Origin of the sequence: Clostridium beijerinckii, from assembly GCF_036699995.1 — a bacterium.
Classification (GTDB): domain Bacteria; phylum Bacillota; class Clostridia; order Clostridiales; family Clostridiaceae; genus Clostridium; species Clostridium helianthi.
In genome coordinates this window covers 930001-952359 of the sequence record NZ_CP144906.1, presented here as the reverse complement: position 1 = coordinate 952359, position 22359 = coordinate 930001, and the positions used below count along the sequence as shown (strand labels likewise).

At 31.1% G+C, this 22359-nt stretch carries 18 protein-coding genes, 2 rRNA genes and 1 riboswitch (1 of these 21 only partly in view); of the genes, 3 read left to right on the top strand and 17 right to left on the bottom strand.

Annotated features, from left to right (window positions below; translation table 11 throughout):
* Positions 1–10: 10 nt before the first annotated feature.
* From PZA12_RS04580 to PZA12_RS04515, 14 genes are all read right to left on the bottom strand, one after another.
* Positions 11–778: a formate/nitrite transporter family protein gene (locus tag PZA12_RS04580; protein ID WP_077838041.1), complete on the bottom strand. Its 768-nt coding sequence runs from the start codon at positions 776–778 to the stop codon at positions 11–13.
* Positions 779–858: 80 nt separating this feature from the next.
* Positions 859–1551 carry a Crp/Fnr family transcriptional regulator gene (locus PZA12_RS04575; protein ID WP_078116594.1) on the bottom strand — a complete coding sequence of 231 codons (693 nt, stop codon included), beginning with the start codon at positions 1549–1551 and terminating at the stop codon, positions 859–861.
* Positions 1552–1697: 146 nt separating this feature from the next.
* Positions 1698–2378, bottom strand: a complete 681-nt coding sequence (locus PZA12_RS04570) for a Crp/Fnr family transcriptional regulator (protein WP_103698779.1) — start codon at positions 2376–2378, stop codon at positions 1698–1700.
* A 54-nt stretch (positions 2379–2432) separates the two neighbouring features.
* Positions 2433–2873: a MarR family winged helix-turn-helix transcriptional regulator gene (locus PZA12_RS04565; protein WP_077838038.1), complete on the bottom strand. Its 441-nt coding sequence runs from the start codon at positions 2871–2873 to the stop codon at positions 2433–2435.
* A gap of 174 nt (positions 2874–3047) precedes the next feature.
* Positions 3048–3914 carry an NAD(P)/FAD-dependent oxidoreductase gene (locus PZA12_RS04560; RefSeq protein WP_023974040.1) on the bottom strand — a complete coding sequence of 289 codons (867 nt, stop codon included), beginning with the start codon at positions 3912–3914 and terminating at the stop codon, positions 3048–3050.
* A gap of 126 nt (positions 3915–4040) precedes the next feature.
* Positions 4041–4520, bottom strand: coding sequence for a glutathione peroxidase (locus PZA12_RS04555; protein ID WP_077842904.1), 480 nt, complete (start codon positions 4518–4520; stop codon positions 4041–4043).
* A 132-nt stretch (positions 4521–4652) separates the two neighbouring features.
* Positions 4653–4961 carry a thioredoxin gene (gene trxA, locus PZA12_RS04550; RefSeq protein WP_077838036.1) on the bottom strand — a complete coding sequence of 103 codons (309 nt, stop codon included), beginning with the start codon at positions 4959–4961 and terminating at the stop codon, positions 4653–4655.
* 272 nt (positions 4962–5233) lie between these two features.
* Positions 5234–6001, bottom strand: coding sequence for a hypothetical protein (locus PZA12_RS04545; RefSeq protein WP_103698778.1), 768 nt, complete (start codon positions 5999–6001; stop codon positions 5234–5236).
* Between the two features lie 195 nt (positions 6002–6196).
* A complete protein-coding gene (locus PZA12_RS04540; protein WP_077842906.1) occupies positions 6197–6955 on the bottom strand; it encodes an EFR1 family ferrodoxin in 759 nt (252 codons plus the stop codon).
* A gap of 86 nt (positions 6956–7041) precedes the next feature.
* Positions 7042–8817, bottom strand: a complete 1776-nt coding sequence (locus tag PZA12_RS04535) for a M3 family oligoendopeptidase (protein ID WP_078116595.1) — start codon at positions 8815–8817, stop codon at positions 7042–7044.
* A 179-nt stretch (positions 8818–8996) separates the two neighbouring features.
* Positions 8997–11354, bottom strand: coding sequence for an alpha-xylosidase (gene yicI / locus PZA12_RS04530; RefSeq protein ID WP_103698777.1), 2358 nt, complete (start codon positions 11352–11354; stop codon positions 8997–8999).
* A 130-nt stretch (positions 11355–11484) separates the two neighbouring features.
* Positions 11485–12312: a carbohydrate ABC transporter permease gene (locus PZA12_RS04525; RefSeq protein WP_077838031.1), complete on the bottom strand. Its 828-nt coding sequence runs from the start codon at positions 12310–12312 to the stop codon at positions 11485–11487.
* The gene (locus PZA12_RS04520; RefSeq protein ID WP_011968114.1) at positions 12312–13190 is read right to left on the bottom strand and encodes a carbohydrate ABC transporter permease; all 879 of its coding nucleotides are present in this window, start codon (positions 13188–13190) and stop codon (positions 12312–12314) included. The genes PZA12_RS04525 and PZA12_RS04520 overlap by 1 nt, the downstream gene beginning before the upstream one ends.
* Positions 13191–13256: 66 nt before the next feature.
* The gene (locus PZA12_RS04515) at positions 13257–14585 is read right to left on the bottom strand and encodes an ABC transporter substrate-binding protein (protein ID WP_026885528.1); all 1329 of its coding nucleotides are present in this window, start codon (positions 14583–14585) and stop codon (positions 13257–13259) included.
* Between the two features lie 171 nt (positions 14586–14756).
* Here PZA12_RS04515 and PZA12_RS04510 point away from each other — a divergent pair, with 171 nt between their 5' ends.
* Positions 14757–16634 carry a cache domain-containing sensor histidine kinase gene (locus PZA12_RS04510; protein ID WP_103698776.1) on the top strand — a complete coding sequence of 626 codons (1878 nt, stop codon included), beginning with the start codon at positions 14757–14759 and terminating at the stop codon, positions 16632–16634.
* On the top strand, positions 16612–17382 hold the full coding sequence (locus tag PZA12_RS04505; RefSeq protein WP_103698775.1) for a response regulator transcription factor: 771 nt from the start codon (positions 16612–16614) through the stop codon (positions 17380–17382). The genes PZA12_RS04510 and PZA12_RS04505 overlap by 23 nt, the downstream gene beginning before the upstream one ends.
* A gap of 191 nt (positions 17383–17573) precedes the next feature.
* Here the strand turns inward: PZA12_RS04505 and PZA12_RS04500 are convergent, their stop codons facing one another.
* Positions 17574–18863 (bottom strand): O-acetylhomoserine aminocarboxypropyltransferase/cysteine synthase family protein, encoded by a 1290-nt coding sequence (locus PZA12_RS04500; RefSeq protein WP_078116599.1) that lies wholly within the window; start codon positions 18861–18863, stop codon positions 17574–17576.
* A gap of 199 nt (positions 18864–19062) precedes the next feature.
* A riboswitch (SAM riboswitch) is annotated at positions 19063–19176 on the bottom strand.
* A 232-nt stretch (positions 19177–19408) separates the two neighbouring features.
* Between PZA12_RS04500 and PZA12_RS04495 the strand changes: the two genes are divergently transcribed.
* Complete coding sequence (locus tag PZA12_RS04495; RefSeq protein WP_103698774.1) at positions 19409–19876, top strand: peroxiredoxin; 468 nt, start codon at positions 19409–19411, stop codon at positions 19874–19876.
* A gap of 69 nt (positions 19877–19945) precedes the next feature.
* Here PZA12_RS04495 and rrf read toward each other — a convergent pair.
* A 5S ribosomal RNA gene (rrf, locus tag PZA12_RS04490) occupies positions 19946–20062 on the bottom strand.
* 253 nt (positions 20063–20315) lie between these two features.
* A 23S ribosomal RNA gene (locus PZA12_RS04485) occupies positions 20316–22359 on the bottom strand; it runs 867 nt beyond the window's last position.

The following is a 22359-nucleotide window of genomic DNA, read 5'->3' as shown; positions in this document are numbered from 1 at the left end:
GCTTACTCCTTTACTTCTTTTTTGAAATTATATAATAAGGTAATGCTAGAAATACTGCTCCACCAATCATATTTCCAAGTGTTACTACACCTATGTTGTACACATAACCCATAACGCTTACACTTGCAGCTCCTGGATTAAGTAATCCAATTGTTAAAAGAGTCATATTAGCAACACTATGTTCAAAACCTGCTGTTATAAATGCAAATAAACACCAAAATATCATAATAAGCTTAGCTGATTCACTTTTTAATTTAAAACTACACCATGTAGCTAAGCAAACTAGTATATTACAAAAAATTCCACGTACTAATAATGGTAAAAATGGTACACTCATTTTAGCTGCTGATGTTTTTGCAATAAACTCTCCAACGGGTCCAGCTGTAAGTCCTGTAGAATAAAATAAATATCCTGCAATAATTGAACCAACTAAATTTCCTATAAAACAAACTATCCAAATGTTAATAGTATCTGTCCACTTTACTTCTTTTCTTAAAGAAGCAGCTGTCATAATAAAGTTGTTTCCTGTAAAAAGTTCTGATCCCGCCATAATTACTAAACTAAGGGCAACTCCAAAGGATACTCCCATGACTATTTTTGTAGCAGGTGATCCACTACCACCTAATAATCCTCCTATTGTGAATATAAGCATAATTCCCATACCTACATAAAGACCTGCAAGCATTGAACTTATGAAATATCCTAGTTTATTTGTCTTTAATAAATTAACTTTTGCCTTGGCTGCCATAATTACACTGTTAAATTCTTCACAAAACATACTATAAATTCCCCTTTCATATATACGTTTACTTATAAATTAATTATAAGTTATTTATGAATAAAGCACCGTGATATAAATCACGGTGCTTTAAAAAATTTTGATAATTTATCTTGATCAATTACTTTAATCTTTTTATTATCATACTTAATTAATTTATTGTCCAAAAGTATTTTTAGTGATCTGGATACAGTTTCTCTTTTTGAACCAAGTAAATCTGCTAGATATGTTACACTTATATTCATATTAATAGTTACTCCATCCTCACACTTAACTCCATAATCTCTGCTAAGTTTCCAAAGCTTTGCCGCAAGTTTCTTTTCCATTCTTACTACACCTGTTGCATTCTTTAGCTGCCTATACAATCTTCTTACTTTCATAGCTAATGAGAACATAACATTCTTGGTAAGGATAAAATCATCCTCCATAATCTTTAAAAATGTAGATTTATCATAACTTAATATGTAAGACTCTTCAAATATCTCACAATTTATAGACGACGGTAAATCTTGTATAATAACATCATTAATCATTTTACCTTTACCCAAAATGAATATTACACGTTTATTTCCATTCTCATTCAATTTATATAGAGATATACTTCCACTTAATACTACATATAAAGTAGATACTTCTTCCTTATCTCTAAAAAGATGATTTCCAGGCTGATACTTTTTAACTTCTCCAAAATCCTTAAGCTTGCTTAGAGATGCTTTAGAAACACCATTAAAAATTTCTAACTCCTCTAACTGTTGTTCAGAAATATTTTTCATAAATAACTCCTAATTACTTACTATAAACTTAATAGAATAATATTTATGATAGTAAGCTAACTTAACTACTCTATAATCATACAATTATTTTATATTAATAATTTTTACATATACATCTGCTTTATAAAATATCACTATATCTCATTTTAATCAAATAATTCTGCTTCTAACTCTTCAATATTTAAAATTTTAATTATATTTCTATCAAACTCAATATAATTTAGATCTCTAAGATTCATTAATTCTCTTGATAAAGATGGTCTAGGAATACCTAGTGAAGATGCAATTTCTTCTTTATTTTCTTTCAGTTTAACTATTTCACTTTTTTGGCTCTTTGCCTGTTCTAATATGTAGTTTATAACCTTATGTTTGATACTTTTAAAAGCTATACTTTTTATCTTTGAATTTAACATAAATATCTTATTACTCAATGAAGACATAAAGTTCCCTAATACTCTTTCATCACTTGTACATAATTTTAGTATGTCTGCTCTGCTTATATAAAGTATATTACATTCACTAAAAGCTATAACTGTAGATGGATATTTTGATTTCTTTGAGAATACTAATGCCTCACCAAATACATCTCCATTACTTAGTCTCTTTAGAATTATTTGTTTTCCGCTAAGGTATATTCTTTGAATTTCGACTATCCCCTCTAAAACAAAACCTAAACTATTGCATTCATCTTCTTCATTAGCAATAATTTCTCCCTTTTTATATGATCTTAAATTATATCCAATATTTAAAATAAGATCTCTAATTTCCTCAACACTTAAATCTTGAAAAAATTCATTCCCCTTTAATTTATTAAGTACATCTTCCATATAGAAATTCCTCCAAAAAATATCTAATCAAAGCGCAGACAAAATCAGTCAAAGTTACTCTAAAGATTTTAATAATTCATCTAAATTTCTTTTTAATTCAATAGCACTTTCAGTTGATATGTTAGCTTTACATACTATTTGACGTGGTACTTCTAATATGTCATCCTTTAGAAGTCTTCCTTTTTCAGTTAATTCAACAATTACTACTCTATCATCATTTGTGTCTCTATATCTTGTTATTAGTCCCATTCCTTCAATCTTCTTTAATAGTGGCGTCAATGTACCAGAATCTAAGTGCAATCTTCGTCCTATATCCTTAACCGTACTCTTTTCATCTTCCCATAATACAAGCATTGCAATATATTGTGTATATGTTAGATTGAATTTATCTAAAATTGGTTTATATAATTTTATTATTTCCCTTGATGCTGCATATAAAGAAAAGCAAACTTGATTGTCTAATTTGATACTTTCATATTTTTTTGATTTATTCATAATTCATTCTCCTATAACCGCCATATCATTTATATAAATTTAATTTTAACAAACCAAAGTAAGTTTAACTTTTTTGCTTTAGCATGTCAATTTTAATATAGCACTTTTCGTCCAATACATAAAGCTTAGTTAGATGCAATATTATAGATAACATCTCTTATTTCTATAACTTTACTATTTTTTAGAAACAGAATCTACATAACTTACTGCCGATAAAGCTGCTATATTGCCTTCTCCAGCTGACTTTATATATTGATATGGCTTTCCAACAATATCGCCAGCTGCGAAACATCCTTTAATACTCGTTCTCATTAATCTATCTACCTCAATATGGTTATCAACTATCTTTAATCCTGGTACTAATTGCCCTGGAGAAATACTATCTCTAAGTATAAAAATACCATCTGTTTCAATTTCTGAATTCTTTAACTTCAGCTTGCTTACTTTATCCTCTCCTATAATTCCAACTGGTGTATCATTTATAATTTCTATAGAAGGATCTACCTCAACTTTTTCCTTATACATAGGAATGTAATTTACTTTAGATGCTATTGATGCAATAAAATTAGCCTCTTCTTCCTCATGCTTATTATAAGAAACTATTGTAACTACTTTTCCTCTATATAACGGGGCATCACAAGTTGCACAATATCCTACTCCTTTTCCAAGAAGTCTTTCTTCTCCGTCAAATAATTTTCCATACTCAACACCTGTTGCTAATATTACCGATGTAGCTTCATACATTTTTTCATTTACCATTAAAGCAAAATAGTCTCCCATTGCATATACATTATTAATTCGCTCTTCAGTTATATTTATATCCATTTCTTCTAAATGTTTATTAAACTCTTCTTGCAATTCTTTACCGCTTTTTTTATAAAAACCTAGATAATTATTTATTTCATGAGCTTTTGCAAGCTTACTAGTAAGTTCCTTATTCCCAAATATTATAAAATTCTTTTTTCTTATTCTTGCATTCAATGCAGCTGACAAACCTGCAGGTCCACTTCCTATTATTGCTATATCATATCTTTCGCTCATCTTTTTTTCCTCCATTTACGTACATTTAATTATAAACCTATTTCTATTATAAACTATCTTATTTAAACTATATAATTATAATATATCTTCTGCACCACTTAATGTCTATTTCAAAAATGAAATAATTTAAGCATTTAACAAATTTATAATATCTTCTTTAATTTTTAATGGCTTTGTTGTTGGAGAATATCTCCCTATAACTTCTCCATCTTTATTAACTAAAAACTTAGTAAAATTCCATTTTATCTCCTTATTAAAGAATCCTCTTTTTTTATTTTTCAAGAATTCATATAGCGGATGTGCACTGGTTCCATTTACATCAATTTTCTCAAACATAGTGAAAGTAACTCCATAATTTAATTTGCAAAACGAATTTATTTCCTCATTGCTAGATGGATCTTGTTTAGCAAACTGATTGCATGGAAAACCTAATATTTCTAATCCCTGATCTTTATATTCCTTATAAATATCTTCTAACTCTTCAAATTGTGGTGTAAATCCACACTTACTCGCAGTATTTACTATTAAAACTACTTTTCCTTTATATTCTTCCATTTTTACTTCTTGACCATTCATTTTATTTGCAGAAAAACTATAAAAATTCATGATTATCTCTCCTTACATAATTATGCTTAAAAAGTAAACTTTATAAAATTAAATTTTACTCAACTTATTTTTTTAAAATTAAAACATAGTACATTTTAATATTGCACTATGTTTTTTAATGTAGAAAATATTTTATAGATTACTTTCAATTGCTTGTTGAATTTTTTCTTTTGGTAAAAATCCTATAAGTTGCTCTGCTTTTTGTCCATCTTTGAATATTATCATTGTTGGAACGCTTGAAATTTGAAACTCATTTGCTAAGTCTAAACTTTGATCTATATCAACTTTAATAAATTTAGCCTTTCCTTCCATTTCGCCTGCTAATCCTTCAAGCACTGGAGATAACATTTTACAAGGTCCACACCAAGTTGCAAAGAAATCTACAACTGTAACTCCACTCTCTATTTCATTTTTAAATTCATTAGTATCTACTATTTTCATACTTTATTCCTCCATCTTATAAATTAAACTAAAGCTTTTTTAAACATATCTCTAGCTATTTTAAACTTTTTTTATATTTACTATTCATAACAAAAATTAAATTTTTATAAATTAAATTTAACTCAATCTTTTATAATCATATTGTACTTTTTATAATATTCATTGTCAATATTTTTATTATTATTTAACTATATAAAAAATCAGCTTAAAATGCAAATATTTCTTTACACGTAAGCTGATTTATTTGAAATACAAGAATTACTCTACATATCTCACTTCACTATAACTTTAAATTCATCAAAATTTATCTTATATTCTGTTAACATATCTATAACAGTATCCCTAAAAGAATTTTGTGGAGATTTTTTTTCAACTGGTTTAATTTGCTTCATAGATTTATTACTATTTTTATTTTTTTTATACTGTTTTGTAAGTACCTCAGCTGTTTTAACAAGTAAGTCGTCCCAATTTTCAACTTCTATAACATTACTATCCAACTTTATTGCTTTAGGTTCTTTTAATGAAAAATCTTTATATATTTCAATAGCATCTTCATTAATTAAGAAATTTTTTAATTCTTGTTTTTCTTTATCTATAGACGCTTCTTTCTTAATTTCTATTAAATCCTTGCTAACCTTACAAATACTTTCTTTATCAGATTGTATATTTTTCTCATATTCATCTTGCATCCATTTAACATATTCATTTATGTTTTCAACAACACTATATATAGCTATAGACGTATCTCTATGAGCTTTACTTAATTTAAAATCTCTATCTTTTTTAATTATTTCACTTGATTTATCTTCAATGTGGTCTATTGTATTTTCTAGTATGCTTGCCAAGTTGCTCAGACCACTTTGAATTTCAATGGACATGGATGGAAAATTTTTAATTACATACTGAATCGTATCTACATCAAAAAGCGATAAATTTTTCTTTTTAGAAATTCTTTTATCAATCCCTAAATTTTCAATTTTAGTTTCATTAGTTACTTGAACTTCTTTTTCTTGAATATCATCTTTTTTAAAAAAACCCATTACTTGACAACCCCATTCATATATTATTTATACAAACATTTTACCATATTATTACATTTATGTTATCGTTTTTGGGATTTTTTTATATTATTTTTTTGTACTTTATAATATTTAATGTGATTCAAAGGACATAAAGTATAGCCCTTGTTTTATACTAAAGATATTTTATCAAGATTATTTTTTTATCTTATATCTCTATATTAATTCCTCTCTCTTTATATATGGATTTAAATATCTGTTCTTTTTAATTGTAGACTTTCCTATATTTATTGCTTCTTTAGGGCATATATTTATACAAGCCATACAGTCTGTGCATTTTCCTAACCATTTTGGTCTATTATTTTCCATCAAAATATTATCTACAGGACAAACTTTCTTGCACATATTGCAGCTAATACATTTCTCATTTACATTAAAGTTTTTGTCTTTATTTTTATAAAAATCTTTCCATATCTTATATGCTAAATTTCCAATTCCAGCTTTAAAGTTAATTTCTTTAGTATCTCTTCTCTTCACTGACTCTATAAAATCGACTATCTTACTTTCATTTTCTTTTATAGTTTCCTCAGCTCTAGCTTTAGTAGGATTTCTACTAGCTCGCATATAATTAGAAATATACCTAATGGTACAATAATTACTTATTTTAACATTACTTTTTAATAATTTATTAATTTGAATAAAGCTAGTATTTGCTCCTCCTCCTCCTGAAACTCCAATTGCAAAAATATATGCATCTTGATTTATCTTTAACTTTGAGATAAATTCATTAACCACAATCGGTAGTCCTGAACAGTGAATTGGATATATAAATCCAATAATATCTTCACAAATATCAAACTTATTTTCTTTTAACGCCCTACTCATAGATACTAATTCGCAATCTTTAAAACTTTCTTTTATCATTTTTGCTACATACAATGAGTTACCAGTCGATGTATTATAAAATATCTTCATCTAAAATTACTCCTCTACCCCTACTATATCTATTATCCATCAAATAAATATATATTTATTTGATGGATAATTTCACAAACCTTCTTTTATCTATTGCTAAGGTCTATAAATTCTTCTATATCATCTTCTATAGTTTTTAAAGAATTTCTCCAGAATTCTGTATCATTTATATCTATGCCCATAACTTTTGCTACATCGGCTATTTTATTTTTTCCTGTGATTGAAAGCAATTTTTCATAATCCTTTGAAAAAGCTCTTCCTTTTTTTAAATATTCAGCATATAATCCTTTTGCAAATAATAGTCCAAACGCATAAGGAAAATTATAATAATTATACTCTGCATCATAATAATGAGGTTTCCAAGTCCACATGTATGGGTGTAAAAAATCAGGGTCTAATCCATCTCCATATGCTTCTCTTTGAGCATTCAGCATAAGATCCTTTATTTCCTCAACATTTAGAGAACTTCCTTTTCTAGCTTCGAAAAATGATTTTTCAAATAGGAATCTAGAGTATATATCAACAATAACTTGGGTGCAATCGCTAATTTCAGTTTCAAGGATTGCTAAAGCTTCATTCTTAGGAGCATCTTTTATTGCTGCCTTTTTTATTATTGTTTCACAAAATGTAGATGCTGTTTCTGCTATCGGCATTGGATAATCTGAATTTAACGTAGTCTCATTATTTAAACACTCTCCGTGAAAACCGTGACCTAATTCATGGGCAAGAGTTACTACATCTCCAAAATTATCCCCATAGTTTAGGAGTATTCTACTCTCTCCATTGAAATGTAGATTCTCGCAAAAAGCCCCACCTACCTTTCCTTCCTTTGGTTTCACATCTATCCAATGATTATCAATTGCTTTCCTTGCAAAATCTCCTAGGTTGTCACTAAATGTTCTGAAGTTTTTTTCAACAAATTTAGTACCTTCTTCGTATGTAAACTTCATATCTGCTTCACAAACAGGTGCATATAAATCATAAAATGGTAGTCCGTTTTTATGACCTAACATTTCACCTTTTCTTCTCAAGTATTTTCTAAATACCGGAAGGCTTTCTTTCATAGCTAAAAACATTGCCTCTAAAGACTCTTCACTCATTCTTGAATCCATGAGTGTCTTTTCAAGTGGAGATTTATATCCCCTAAAATCACAAACTGTTAACACTTCACCCTTTATTCCATTTAATGCTGCAGCTACACCTTCTTCTACTTTTTTATAAGATTTTATTTCTGCTTCATATGCTTTTTTTCTTACAGTTGCATCCTTATCATAGGCCATATTTAAAACCATTGTTAATGGTATCTGCTTAATTTCATTATCTTCTTCAATTTCTACTAATAATGTGGAAATCAAATTGTCCTTAAGTTTCACCCAGGCATTTGAGCCTGTATTTTTCATATTAGCAATTATACTTTCCTCCTTATCACTGAGCAAATATTGACTTTGTTCAACTATATTTTTTAACATAAATTCATGTTCCTTAAGTAGTTTAGACTTACTTATTATTTCATCCAGACCATCTATGCTACTAATATATCTTTCAAATTTAACTGAACTTCCAATTAGATTTGTTAATTTCTTTTCTAAAATATCTGAATACCTCAATGCATTCTTATCCTTTGTATTTACGCTTAAGCTTAGATTTATAAAAATACTAATTCTACTAGATAAGTCTGTTACTTTTGTAAATTTATTTATATATTCTTCTAATTTTTCTACTAAGTTATCTTTATTTTTAGTAGCTTCTAATGCCCATTTATTGATTTCTTCAATAATATCTGTTAATTTATTTAAGTCTTGTTTAAATTCATCACTATCAAAAGATGGATATACTTCTTTTAAACTCCAATTTAATTCCATAAATATTCACTCCAAGTCTGCATTTATATTTTTTCCTAATTTTATTATATACCATTATAATATCAATTATAGGTTATAAAATATTCATTATATAATAAAAATCTAGAAGTTAACTAATAATAAATTTAGTTTACCTTCTAGATTCTTACATATACTACATGCGCTTTATATTAAAATTGTTACATGCTAAACTCTATTTTACAATTACATTTGCAATTTCCATCTGTAAATTTAATTATTGTATCCTCTCCTTGCTGAATAAGTACTCCATTATCAACATTTTCTATATTAGAAAATTTCTTTAGCACTAAAGACCATTCTCCTTCAGTACCTTTAGATTCAATAATAATATTTTTTTCATTTTTGGTGACTTCCACTTCAAGAACTTTGTTACCTTTCATGTCTACGACACTTGTGACTGTTTTCTTATTTTCTTTCAATTCGTAGGCCAAAATTGATACATTATCTCTATAATTGTAGTCCGGCTTAGAACTTTCATTTCCAACGGCAATCAAACTATTTTCTTTAACCATCATAGGTACACTTAAGTAATCATGTCTTTCTCTAATCCATCTTCCACCCTTATATTTCTTTCCGCTTATGAAGTTAGTCCACATTCCTTCTGGTAAATAGTAATTTGCTTCTCCTTCTTCATTAAAGATAGGTGCAACTAAGATAGAATCTCCAAGCATATATTGTTTATCCAGGTAATTACAAGCTAAATCACCTTGGAATTCTAACATCATAGCTCTCATAGTTGGTATCCCTCTTTTTGATGCATCATTAGCTATGTTATATAAATATGGCATTATGCTGCACTTAAGCTTAGTAAAAAATCTAACTACATCACAAGCTTCTTCATCATAAAGCCATGGTACTCTATACGAACTGCTTCCATGTAACCTGCTATGGGAAGATAATAATCCAAAGGCAACCCATCTCTTATATACATCAGCTGTTGCAGTACTCTCAAAACCTCCTATATCGTGGCTCCAGAATCCAAAGCCCGACATGCAAAGAGATAATCCACCTCTTAAACTTTCTGCCATTGATTCATAGTTCGCTTCACAGTCTCCTCCCCAATGTACTGGGAATTGTTGTCCTCCAACAGTAGCTGATCTTGCAAATACTGCTGCCTCATCGTCTCCTAAATTTTCTTTTAAAGTCTCAAATACCACCTTATTATATATTTGAGTATAATAATTGTGCATTTTATATGGATCTGATCCATCGAAATATTTAACCTCTGTTGGTATACGTTCACCAAAATCAGTCTTAAAGCAGTCTACTCCCATATCAATTAATTCTTTAAGCTTACCTGAATACCATTTGCATGCATCTGGATTTGTAAAATCTACAATTCCCATTGCAGGCTGCCATAAATCCCATTGCCACACATCACCATTAGGTTTTTTTATCAAATATCCGTGTTCCATGCCTTCATCAAATAACTTTGACTCTTGAGCAATATATGGATTTATCCAAACACATATTTTTAATCCTTTTTCCTTTAATCTTGTAAGCATTCCCTTTGGATCTGGGAATACTCTGCTATCCCATTCAAAATTACACCAATTAAAATCTTTCATCCAAAAGCAATCAAAGTGAAATACTCTAAGTGGCAGATCTCTATCCGCCATGCCATCAACAAAACTATTAACCGTTTCTTCATCATAATTTGTAGTGAAAGATGTTGTTAACCATAATCCAAATGACCACGCTGGTGGAAGTGCTGGTTTACCTGTTAGTGTTGTATAATTTTCAACTACTTCTTTCATTGATTCTCCACCAATTATAAAGTAATCTAGATATTCTCCTGGAACACTGAATTGAACTTTAGTGACTTTTTCTGAACCAACTTCAAAAGATACCCTTTCAGGATGATTTACAAATACTCCATATCCTTTATTAGTAATATAAAATGGTATGTTTTTATATGACTGCTCTGTACTTGTTCCTCCATCTTCATTCCATATATCTATGCTTTGGCCATTCTTTACTAGAGGAGTAAACCTTTCTCCAAGTCCATAAACCAATTCCCCTACAGATAATTGTAATTCTTCCTTCATGAAGATTCCTTCTTCTGGAACCTTCATAAAGACTCTTTCTTCAGCAGTATTAACATATGCTAGTCCTCTTGGCATACTAGACGTTAACTTTTTATCCCCTCTATAAAATCTCATTTGAAATACATCTTTATCTATTACAGCTTTAAGATCTCCTGATTTAAATATTATATTTTTTTCATTTTCTTCTATTAAAATATTAACCTCCTCATCTTTATAAATTTCAAAGTTTGGAGACTTTTTTTGTTGTCCCATAAAATGATATGCTCTAACTCTTATTACATTTTTCATTGGCGAAGAGATTTTATATGTTATAACTGGCCCTTTTAATGTATCTCCTCGTTGGTTTATCTTATTACATGGTGCATAAAGAGTTACAACATCCTCTTCTATTTTAGTACTATAAACTTCTTGAGGGCTAAACATCTGATATCCTGGCTTGTCTAGCCAGCATCCATTGCTAAATTTCATATTAATACACGCTCCTACTCTGTTTCCTAAAATAAGCTTTCGTCTTTAGGAACTTTATAAATTCTATTCTTTTATTTATTCTTTCTATTTAAACTATGCTAAATTATCTAACTATAACATTCCTGTTCTATTAGCCTTTTACAGACCCTGCTGAAACACCACCAACAATATACTTTTGCCCTAATATAAATATAACTAATACAGGTAACAATGTTAGTATTATATCAGCACTAACTAAATTCCATGAATTTTCAAATGCTCCGAAGAAATTATAAACAGCTAATGTCATTGGCCATTTTGCAGAATTATTTAAATAATATAAAGGCATTGTAAAGTCATTCCAAACAACCATAAAATTCAAAACAAATAAAGTTGAAATAATGGGTTTTAATAATGGAAGTATTATTTTTATAAATAATCTAATTGGTCCACATCCATCAATAACAGCTGCTTCATCAATCTCTCTAGGTATTGTTGAGATAAATCCATATGATAAAAATAGGCTAAGAGGAATGTTTATTGCTGCATAAACAAGAATAATACCTAACCTGGTATTTACAAGATTTAATGCTTGCAAAACTTTCATTAACGCAACATTGTTAATAGGTATAGCTATACCCGAAAGGATAAAGTAGTATATAAAATTATTAATACCTTTACGATTTCTTGCAATAACAAACGCTGCTGCTGCTACTACAATTACAATTATTAAAACACTACAAGTAGCATATAAAAGGCTGTTAAAAAACGATGAGACCAATTTTCCCTGTTCTATTACTGTTTTATAGTTTGCAAATACCCATTCTTTAGGCAGAGAAAGGGACATTTTATTGGATTCACCTTGAGTCTTAAAAGAATTAAGAAATAAAACTACCATTGGTATTAGTACTAATAAACTTATAAAAATTGTTACTATATTGGCTGCTACACTTCCAATTGACTTCTTTAAAGTGACCATTATGCATCTACCTCCTTATTTTCCATGGATTTAATAATGAAATATACTAATAGCAATAATCCAAAGAATAATATACTCGATAATGTAGTACCCATTGCATAATTTCCTTTAGAAAATTCCTTATACACTGCTGTGTTAATTACCCCTGTTGCATTACCTGGCCCTCCATTTGTTAATGAATAAATCATATCAAATACTCTAAATCCATATGTTACATTTAATATTGTTACATTTATAATAATTGGTTTTAATAATGGCAAGGTTATTAAACGGAACTTTTGCCAGAAACTAGCACCATCAATATTTGCCGCTTCATAATAATCAGGAGAAATAGACATCAATCCTGCAATAATTACAACCATTATGTACCCCATACCTTTCCAAGTATCTACAGACATGACAGTTGCAAAAACAATTTTTAAATCAGTCAGCCAGTTCATAGCCAAGAAATCCATTCCTACAGATTTAAGAAAATTATTTACAAATCCTGTATCTGGATGTAGCATACTTTTGAAAACAAGTCCTACTACTAAATAAGACATTACTTGAGGAGAAAAGATAACCATTCTATGAAAGTTTTTTAGTTTGATAAATTTTTGTGTTAATAGTAGAGCTAAAGCTAGCCCAACTACAGTTTTCATGATTGTTGTAACTGTAGTAAATAATACCGTATTCCACAAATATGCACGGTATTCCGGTTTCCCCTTAAATACTTCAGCATAATTTTTGAATCCTATGAAATTGATCTTGTCGGTAAAATTGTTCCAATCTGTAAATGAATAAAATATACCTATAATTCCTGGTAAAAAGCAAAGTAAGAAAAATATTAATAGAGCCCCGCTTGTAAAGTACCACGGATATAATTTTTTTCTGTCCATTCAAATCCCTCCATTTTAATAAAATAAGGTTTCAAAAGGAGAAACCTTATTTTCATATAACCGTAATTATTTATCCCAATCAGGATCTTTTTGCAATTTAGCTTGTTCTGTTCTTCTATTCATAATTGTTTCTAATACTTGCTTTGGAGTTGATGAACCACTATACATAGCCTCTAAGTCTTTTCCAATATCCATCCATTGGCTGTCAATATATTTAACACCAGCTTGCATAACCATTCCTTTTTGCAATGAATCAATGTATGCTTGGTCCTCTTTTGAATATTTTGATTTTACTTCAGGCCAGCATAATTCTGATAATCCTGGTTGTCCATCTAAACGCTTTTGTAAATTCTCAGGTCTTGCTAGGAAATCAAAGAATTTCTTTGCTTCTTCTACATGCTTTCCATTTTTATTTATAAAATATGCATTACTTGCAGGATTCACACCAATTGTTTGGTTATCTCCCCAAGGCATTGCAAATATACCTAACTTATTAACGTCAAAATCAGGGAAATCCGACTTCACTTCATTTCTCCATGCTGATTCTGCTATAAACATTGCAGCTTTTCCTTTTGCCATTGCTTCTTTTGCATTTTCTACTGAATTACTTAAGTAATTATCTCCATAAAACCCTAAATCAGCACATTCTTTTAATTCATTGATTATAGTTTGTAATTCAGGTATAGAATCTAAATCAACTTCATTTTTATTAAGCTTATTATATAAGTCTGGATGCTTTTGTTGATACATTGCTCCTGTTTCAAATAATGGAAGCACTTGATGCCATCCATTTTGAGTTCCTTCATAAATTGGAGTAACTCCTGAATCTTTTATTTTTTGACATACATTTTTGAATTCTTGATAATTAGTTGGTATTTTCAAACCTAATTTTTCAAATATCTCTTTATTGTAAACATAGAAATACATTTTTTTACCTGGGAAGGTAATGCCATAAACTTTGCTATTGTATGAGATTGAAGGAAGAACATTAGGGTCCATTCTCTTTACCCATTCTTCACTTGATACATCTAATACATATTTTTCAGGATTAACTCTTGTTACTAGATTTAAAGGATCGGCATCCGCGCAGAAAATATCTGGTGCTTCACCAGAATCCAACTTTACTTTAAGTAAATCACGCCATTGAGCATCTGGAGAAATTTGAAAATCAATTTTAATTCCTGTTTCTTTTTCAAAATCCTTTGCCAAATCCTGTACAACTCCAGATGTTGGAAGACCAGATTGATGAGATCCAAATGTTAATGTAACTGAATCTCCACTTCCCGATGCACTTTTACTTCCATCTCCACTGCTGCTTCCACACCCTACAAAAGCACTCCCTATCAATACTGTCATACAAACCGTACTGACTAATTTTAATAAACGTTTACTCATTAACTATACCCCCATTAATATAAATATTTAGTGCACATTTCTGATATGCTTTACATTGGCTACATGCTTATAATATCACTAAGTATATTAATTAGACATAGATAAAAAAGAACTCCGTTTTGCACTTTTTTGAACATTATTATATAATGTGTTTTGGAGAGGAGGATTATAATGAATTATAAATTACGTTATTCTCAAAAGACATACTTATTTTCTATTTATGGGTTACTAGTAGCCTTATTATTGTTTTTATTCTTTCTTTGTTTTTATTACTTTTATAGTGATAATATTTATAAAACAGCAAAAACAAAATCTGAAACTATCAGTGCCTCTATTCATAAATCAGTATCAACCGAATTAAATAATATGTCCACAATATCCATGAATATTGTCTACTCGAATGCTATAAAAAAGAATTTTACTAGTTTTACGCATAATAACACAGATACAATAAATCTCGAACATTTTACCCAATCTAGAGAAAACTTTTTAGCTATATATGATATTATTACTGCTATAATCGGACCCTTTCAATCTGCCAGCCAAGTTAATCTTTATACACAAAATGGAATATGTATAGGATCAGGTTTCTTTCAAGGAGTAATCAATGTGGATTTGAATACTGTACCATGGTATAAGGATACATTAGATAAAAATGGTGAAAAAAATATTTTTCTTACTGATAAATTATCATACTCTCCTATTAAAATTGAAAATATGTCAAACCACCATTATCTTTCACTTTCACGTGTATTCTTTAATCGAAATAATGAACCAGAAGGTATTGTTGAAGTAGTACAAGATTGCAACACTATATTCTCTCTAATTTCAGAGTTAAAGCAAAAAAACCCTTCAACATCATTCTATATATATAATGAACATAATGAGTTAGTTTACCCCTATTCATCTGCCCCAGAAGATAATATAAATTATACTAATACTATACAAGAACACAATTTAAGTCCATCAGTTGGGTATTTTATTAATATAGATAGCAAGCATGATGTGCTGATGTCGTATCAAAAAGTCGATTCATATAATTGGACAATCATTGCTGTTGAACCTAAGGAAGTTGTTTTCAGATCCTTGCACTCTTTTAAAGAAGGTTTTATTATTATAGCTATAATTTCAATCATTTTTACACTATTTTTGTGTTTTATGATTTCAAGTAGATTAACTCAACCTTTAAGTACTTTAACCAATTCTACAAAGATGGTAACTATAGACAGAGTATTAAATGAAAATGAAACTCTATTGGTTCCAATTAATAGTAATATACTTGAAATTTCTGAGCTCTATCAATCGTTTTGTGATATGTATGAAAAATTAAGAGATTCTTCTCATGAAATTTTATTATTAAAATCAGAAGAAACTCGTGCAAAACTACAAGCGACCCAATCTCTTATTAATCCACACTTTTTATATAACAGTTTAACAAATATAAGTATCATGGCTGAAGAAGATATGAATAACGAAATAATTAATATATGCCATGCATTGTGTGATTATTTCCGTTATATTACAACATGCGATGAAACTGCTGTTCCTTTATCTTTAGAAATATCATATACGGAAAAGTACATTGAATGTATGAAAATGCGATATGGAAGTGACTTTATTTATACTTCAAATATTGATGAATCAACAAAGAACATTTTAATTCCTAAACTAATAATACAACCTATAGTAGAAAATGCTTTTAAATATGGATTTAGCTCCTCACCACCTTGGATTTTAGATATCAAATCTTCTATAACAAATGATCAAAAGTGGCTTATATATATCGAAGATAATGGTGGTTGTTTAAGTGATCAAGATAAAGAGAAATTATTATCTAATCTCTATAATTTAAACAGAACTAAAGAACTAAAATCATTAGGAATTGGTGGAATGGGACTTAAAAATGTATATCTAAGATTACAACTTTTATATGGTACTGAAGCTATATTTTCGATTGATAATTCTCAAAAAAATAAAACAATTTTTATAATCGGTGGGCCCGTACATCTAAATAAGGAGGATTTTTATGAACAATACACACACCTATAAACTTATTGTTGTTGAAGATGAACATCTTATAAGACAAAATATAATAAAAAAAATTAATTCTTTATCTATTCCTTTTGAATTAGTAGGTGAAGCTAGCAATGGAGAAATTGCCATTCCTCTCATAGAACAACAATGTCCATCTCTAGTTATTACTGATATAAGAATGCCTCAATACGATGGATTAGAATTAATTAAATATCTCTACAAAAATCATCCTCATATAAAGACTATAGTATTAAGTGGATACAATGATTTTAAATATGCTCAGACTGCATTAAAATATGGTGTAAAAGATTTTTTATTAAAACCAGTAAAAATAGAGGAACTTAGCACTGCTTTACAAAGCATTCTTGTTATGCTTGAATCTGAAAATAAAGAATTCTCTTCATTTTCAATTGATCATCACAGCCTGAAACCCGAAAGCTTAAGCCAACTACTTGAAAATTATTTGCTTAGCAACTATGCCTCCGTAACATCAATAACTGAAATTTCTGAGAAATTTGGATTTACAAATGAATATATAAGTAAGATTTTTAAAAAATATACTGGAGTAACTCCTATAAAATATATAACTAGAATTCGCATTAATGAAGCCAAACAGCTTTTAATTAATCAGCCTGACTTGGAAATAAAAAAGGTGGGTGAATTAATTGGTTATAAAGATGCCTTCTATTTTAGCAGAGTATTTAAATCTAATGTAGGTGTGTATCCTAGCGACTATAGAATAAAACATTTAAATTATAACTAATAATTCTATATTGTTCTCATAATATTGTATTTTACACCATATTAATTACTATCATGAATTTATCACTCCAAAGAAAAATAGAAGGCAAACTCTCATATTGACTGTTTGCCTTCTGCCTCTTAAGTAACTAACCAAAAACTTTTTCTTAGAACTAAGTTGAATAATTATTTTTTTTATTAACTAAATGATTCCTAACTTTCAAATGCTTGAGATAAGTCATAAATTATATCATCAATATGTTCTGTTCCTATTGAAAGACGGATTGTATTTGGTTTAATTCCTGACTCTGCTAGTTCAGTTTCATTCATTTGAGAATGTGTTGTACTAGCTGGGTGAATTACTAATGATTTAACATCAGCTACATTTGCAAGTAGTGAGAATATTTGTAGTTTATCAATAAATTCCTGTGCTTCCTTTGCTCCACCCTTAATTTCAAATGTGAATATAGAACCTGCTCCCTTAGGGAAATATTTTTTATATAAAGCATTATCAGCGCTCTCTGGTAGCGATGGATGATTAACACTTTCAACCTTTGGATGATTCTTTAAAAATTCTACAACTTTTAAAGCATTCTCAACATGACGTTCAACTCTAAGTGAAAGAGTTTCTAAACCTTGTAATAATATAAATGCATTAAATGGACTTATGCATGCACCCGTATCTCTTAATAAAATAGCACGAATTCTTGTCACATATGCGGCAGCCCCAACTGCTTCTGCGAACTTAATTCCATGATAACTTGGATCTGCTTCTGATAATTGTGGGAACTTTCCTGAACCTATCCAGTCAAACTTTCCTGAGTCCACAATAACTCCACCTAATGATGTACCATGCCCCCCAATAAATTTAGTTGCTGAATGAACAACTATATCTGCTCCATGTTCAATCGGTCTAAATAAGTATGGTGTTCCAAATGTATTGTCCACTATTAGTGGTATTTTATGCTTATGTGCAATTTCTGCTAATGCTTCAACATCTAAAATATTTGAGTTTGGATTTCCAAGTGATTCGATTAAAATTGCTTTGGTATTATCTTGAATTGCATTTTCAAAATTTGATAGGTCAGATGGATCTACAAATGTTGTTGTAACACCGTTTGTAGGAAACGTATGTGCTAACAAATTATAAGATCCTCCATATATAGTTTTTTCTGCAACTATGTGATCACCAGCTTTAGTTATATTTTGCAATGCATATGTTATTGCTGCTGCTCCAGATGCTACCGCAAGAGCTGCTACTCCACCTTCCAAAGCTGCAACACGTTTTTCAAAAACATCTTGTGTTGAATTTGTTAAACGACCATATATATTTCCAGCATCAGCTAGTCCAAATCTTGCTGCTGCATGTGCAGAATTTTTAAATACATATGAAGTTGTTTGGTAAATTGGCACTGCTCTAGAATCTGTTGCTGAATCAGGTTGTTCTTGCCCTACATGAAGTTGAAGTGTTTCAAATTTTAATTTTCTTTCTTGATTACTCATAATTTGTTGCCCCCATTTTATATAATTTTTATTTTTAATATATTTACTATGATTTGTACGTTACCCTAATTTTCTAGATATTATATTTAGCTTTGAATTTGATTTTTATCACGATCCTAGAGAAATATACAAATAATTAGACATTTAGATAATAAAAGAGCTACTTTCTAGATAAGAAAGTAGCAAAAAAATATGTACATTCTTATCTTTCAGATAAAATATCTGCAGGAATTAGCACCTTAAATTAAAATAGATTTTTAATTCAGGTTGCTAGGCATCATAGGGCCAGTCCCTCCGCCTTTCTTGATAAAAATTATTATATTATATTATTCTTAGTTGTTTACTATGATATAAAGTATACATTTTATTGTTATATATGTCAACAGTATTTTAAATTTTGCATCTATTTTTTATCAATTAGTTATTTTATCTAGAATTCCCAGTTATATATTCTAAATAAACCCAGTCGCAATATTTCTTTTCTACTTTACAAATATTTAATCTTGATAGATAATAATTATTATAAAAGACATGGAGGTATTAAAATGGAAAGTTTAACTTTAGAAGAAGGAATGAAAGCTCCTGATTTTACATTAGTAGGATCTGATAAAAAAGAACATAAATTAAGTGATTATTTAAATAAAAAAGTCATCTTGTATTTTTATCCTAAAGATAATACTCCTGGCTGTTCACAAGAAGCACAAGATTTTAAAAATGGTTTGGATGATTTTGAAATGAAAAATGCTGTTATTTTAGGTATAAGCAGAGATTCTCTAACGTCTCATGATAAATTTATTGCAAAATATAAATTGCCCTTCATTCTTCTTTCAGATGAAAAAGAGGAGGTATGTAATCTCTACGGCGTATTAAAGGAAAAAAATATGTTTGGGAAGAAATCCATAGGTATTGAAAGAAGTACATTCGTAATAGATGAAAATGGGATTATATCAAAGATTTATAGGAAGGTTAAGGTTACAGGACATATAGAACAATTAAAATGTTCTATACAATAATTTAATTATTTAAAATATTTTATGATAATAAATAAAAAAAGATAGTTATTACAACTATCTTTTTTGCTTACCTCGCAACGTCCTACTCTGCCACACAGTCTCCCATGCAGTACCATCGGCGCTATAGACCTTAACTTTCCTGTTCGGAATGGGAAGGAGTGTTACCTCTATGCCATCATCACGAGATTAAGTGAGTTCCCAAATCTATAATTTGGTCGAACGAACTTATGCAAATCACTTTTGCGATTTGTATTCCTTATTCGTGTAAATTAGTACTCAGCGAACGAATGTGAGTCGAGTTTCCTTTGAAAAAAGACTCTTAGTTTACGCTTATACTACAATTACATTAATCTATTACTGTAATTATTCCTTTTTGAAAAAACTTTGTTCTTTCAAAATTGCACACAGTTTCTTTAATGTATATTACAACTTGACTATATTGGTCAAGCCCTCGACCTATTAGTATCAGTCAGCTAAATATGTTACCATACTTACACCTCTGACCTATCAACCTTGTAGTCTTCAAGGGGTCTTACTAGCTTATGCTATGGGAAATCTCATCTTGAGGTGGGCTTCACACTTAGATGCTTTCAGCGTTTATCCCTTCCCGACTTAGCTACCCAGCTATGCTTCTGGCGAAACAACTGGTACACCATAGGTCAGTCCATCCCGGTCCTCTCGTACTAAGGACAGCTCCTCTCAAATTTCCTACGCCCGCGACGGATAGGGACCGAACTGTCTCACGACGTTCTGAACCCAGCTCGCGTGCCGCTTTAATGGGCGAACAGCCCAACCCTTGGGACCTACTTCAGCCCCAGGATGCGACGAGCCGACATCGAGGTGCCAAACCTCCCCGTCGATGTGAACTCTTGGGGGAGATCAGCCTGTTATCCCCGAGGTAGCTTTTATCCGTTGAGCGATGGCCCTCCCACGAGGTACCACCGGATCACTAAGCCCGACTTTCGTCCCTGCTCCACTTGTAGGTGTCGCAGTCAGGCTCCCTTCTGCCTTTACACTCTTCGAACGATTTCCGACCGTTCTGAGGGAACCTTTGGGCGCCTCCGTTACATTTTAGGAGGCGACCGCCCCAGTCAAACTGCCCACCTAACAATGTCCTGTCACCAGTTTCATGGCATCCAGTTAGAACTTCAATACTATCAGGGTGGTATCCCAACAACGACTCCACCAAGGCTGACGCCCTAGTTTCCCAGTCTCCCACCTATCCTGTACAGACAATACCGAAATTCAATGCTAAGCTACAGTAAAGCTCTACGGGGTCTTTCCGTCCAATCGCGGGTAGCGAGCATCTTCACTCGCACTACAACTTCGCCGGATTTGCAGTTGAGACAGTGCACAAGTCATTACGCCATTCGTGCGGGTCAGAACTTACCTGACAAGGAATTTCGCTACCTTAGGACCGTTATAGTTACGGCCGCCGTTTACTGGGGCTTAAGTTCACACCTTCGCGATATTTCGCTAAGTGTTCCCCTTAACCTTCCAGCACCGGGCAGGCGTCAGCCCCTATACATCAGCTTTCGCTTTAGCAGAGACCTGTGTTTTTGTTAAACAGTTGCTTGTGCCTATTCTCTGCGGCCTGATTTCTCAGGCACCCCTTCTCCCGAAGTTACGGGGTCAATTTGCCTAGTTCCTTAACTGCAATTCTTCCGTCGGCCTTAGGATTCTCTCCTCATCTACCTGTGTCGGTTTGCGGTACGGGCACTACTTCTCTCTCTAGATGCTTTTCTTGGAAGCATGGAATCAGATACTTCGGTTCCGTAGAACCTTCCCCATCACGCCTCAGAATTGTTGGAACGGATTTGCCAATCCCAACTCCCTAAACGCTTAGACTAGCATCCAATAGCTAGCACATCCTATCCTTCTCCGTCACACCATCGATAATAACGATTATAGTGGTATTGGAATATCAACCAATTGTCCATCGACTACGCCTTTCGGCCTCGCCTTAGGTCCCGACTAACCCTGAGAAGACAAACTTTACTCAGGAAACCTTAGATATTCGGCCTGTAGGATTCTCGCCTACATCTCGCTACTAATGCCAACATTCTCACTCGTAATCAGTCCACCGCTCCTTACGGTACGACTTCAGCCCGATTACGACGCTCCTCTACCGCTCACGTAAAACGTGAACCCGTAGCTTCGGTGGTAAGTTTGAGCCCCGGACATTTTCGGCGCAGGATCTCTTGACTAGTGAGCTATTACGCACTCTTTTAATGAGTGGCTGCTTCTAAGCCAACATCCTAGTTGTCTTAGAAATCCCACATCCTTTTCCACTTAACTTACACTTTGGGACCTTAGCTGACGATCTGGGCTGTTTCCCTTTTGACCATGGAACTTATCTTTCATAGTCTGACTGCCGGACTGATAGTATGTGGCATTCGGAGTTTGATAAGGTTCGGTAAGCGCTATGCCCCCTAGCCTATTCAGTGCTCTACCTCCACTACTCACATTTTCCGACGCTAGCC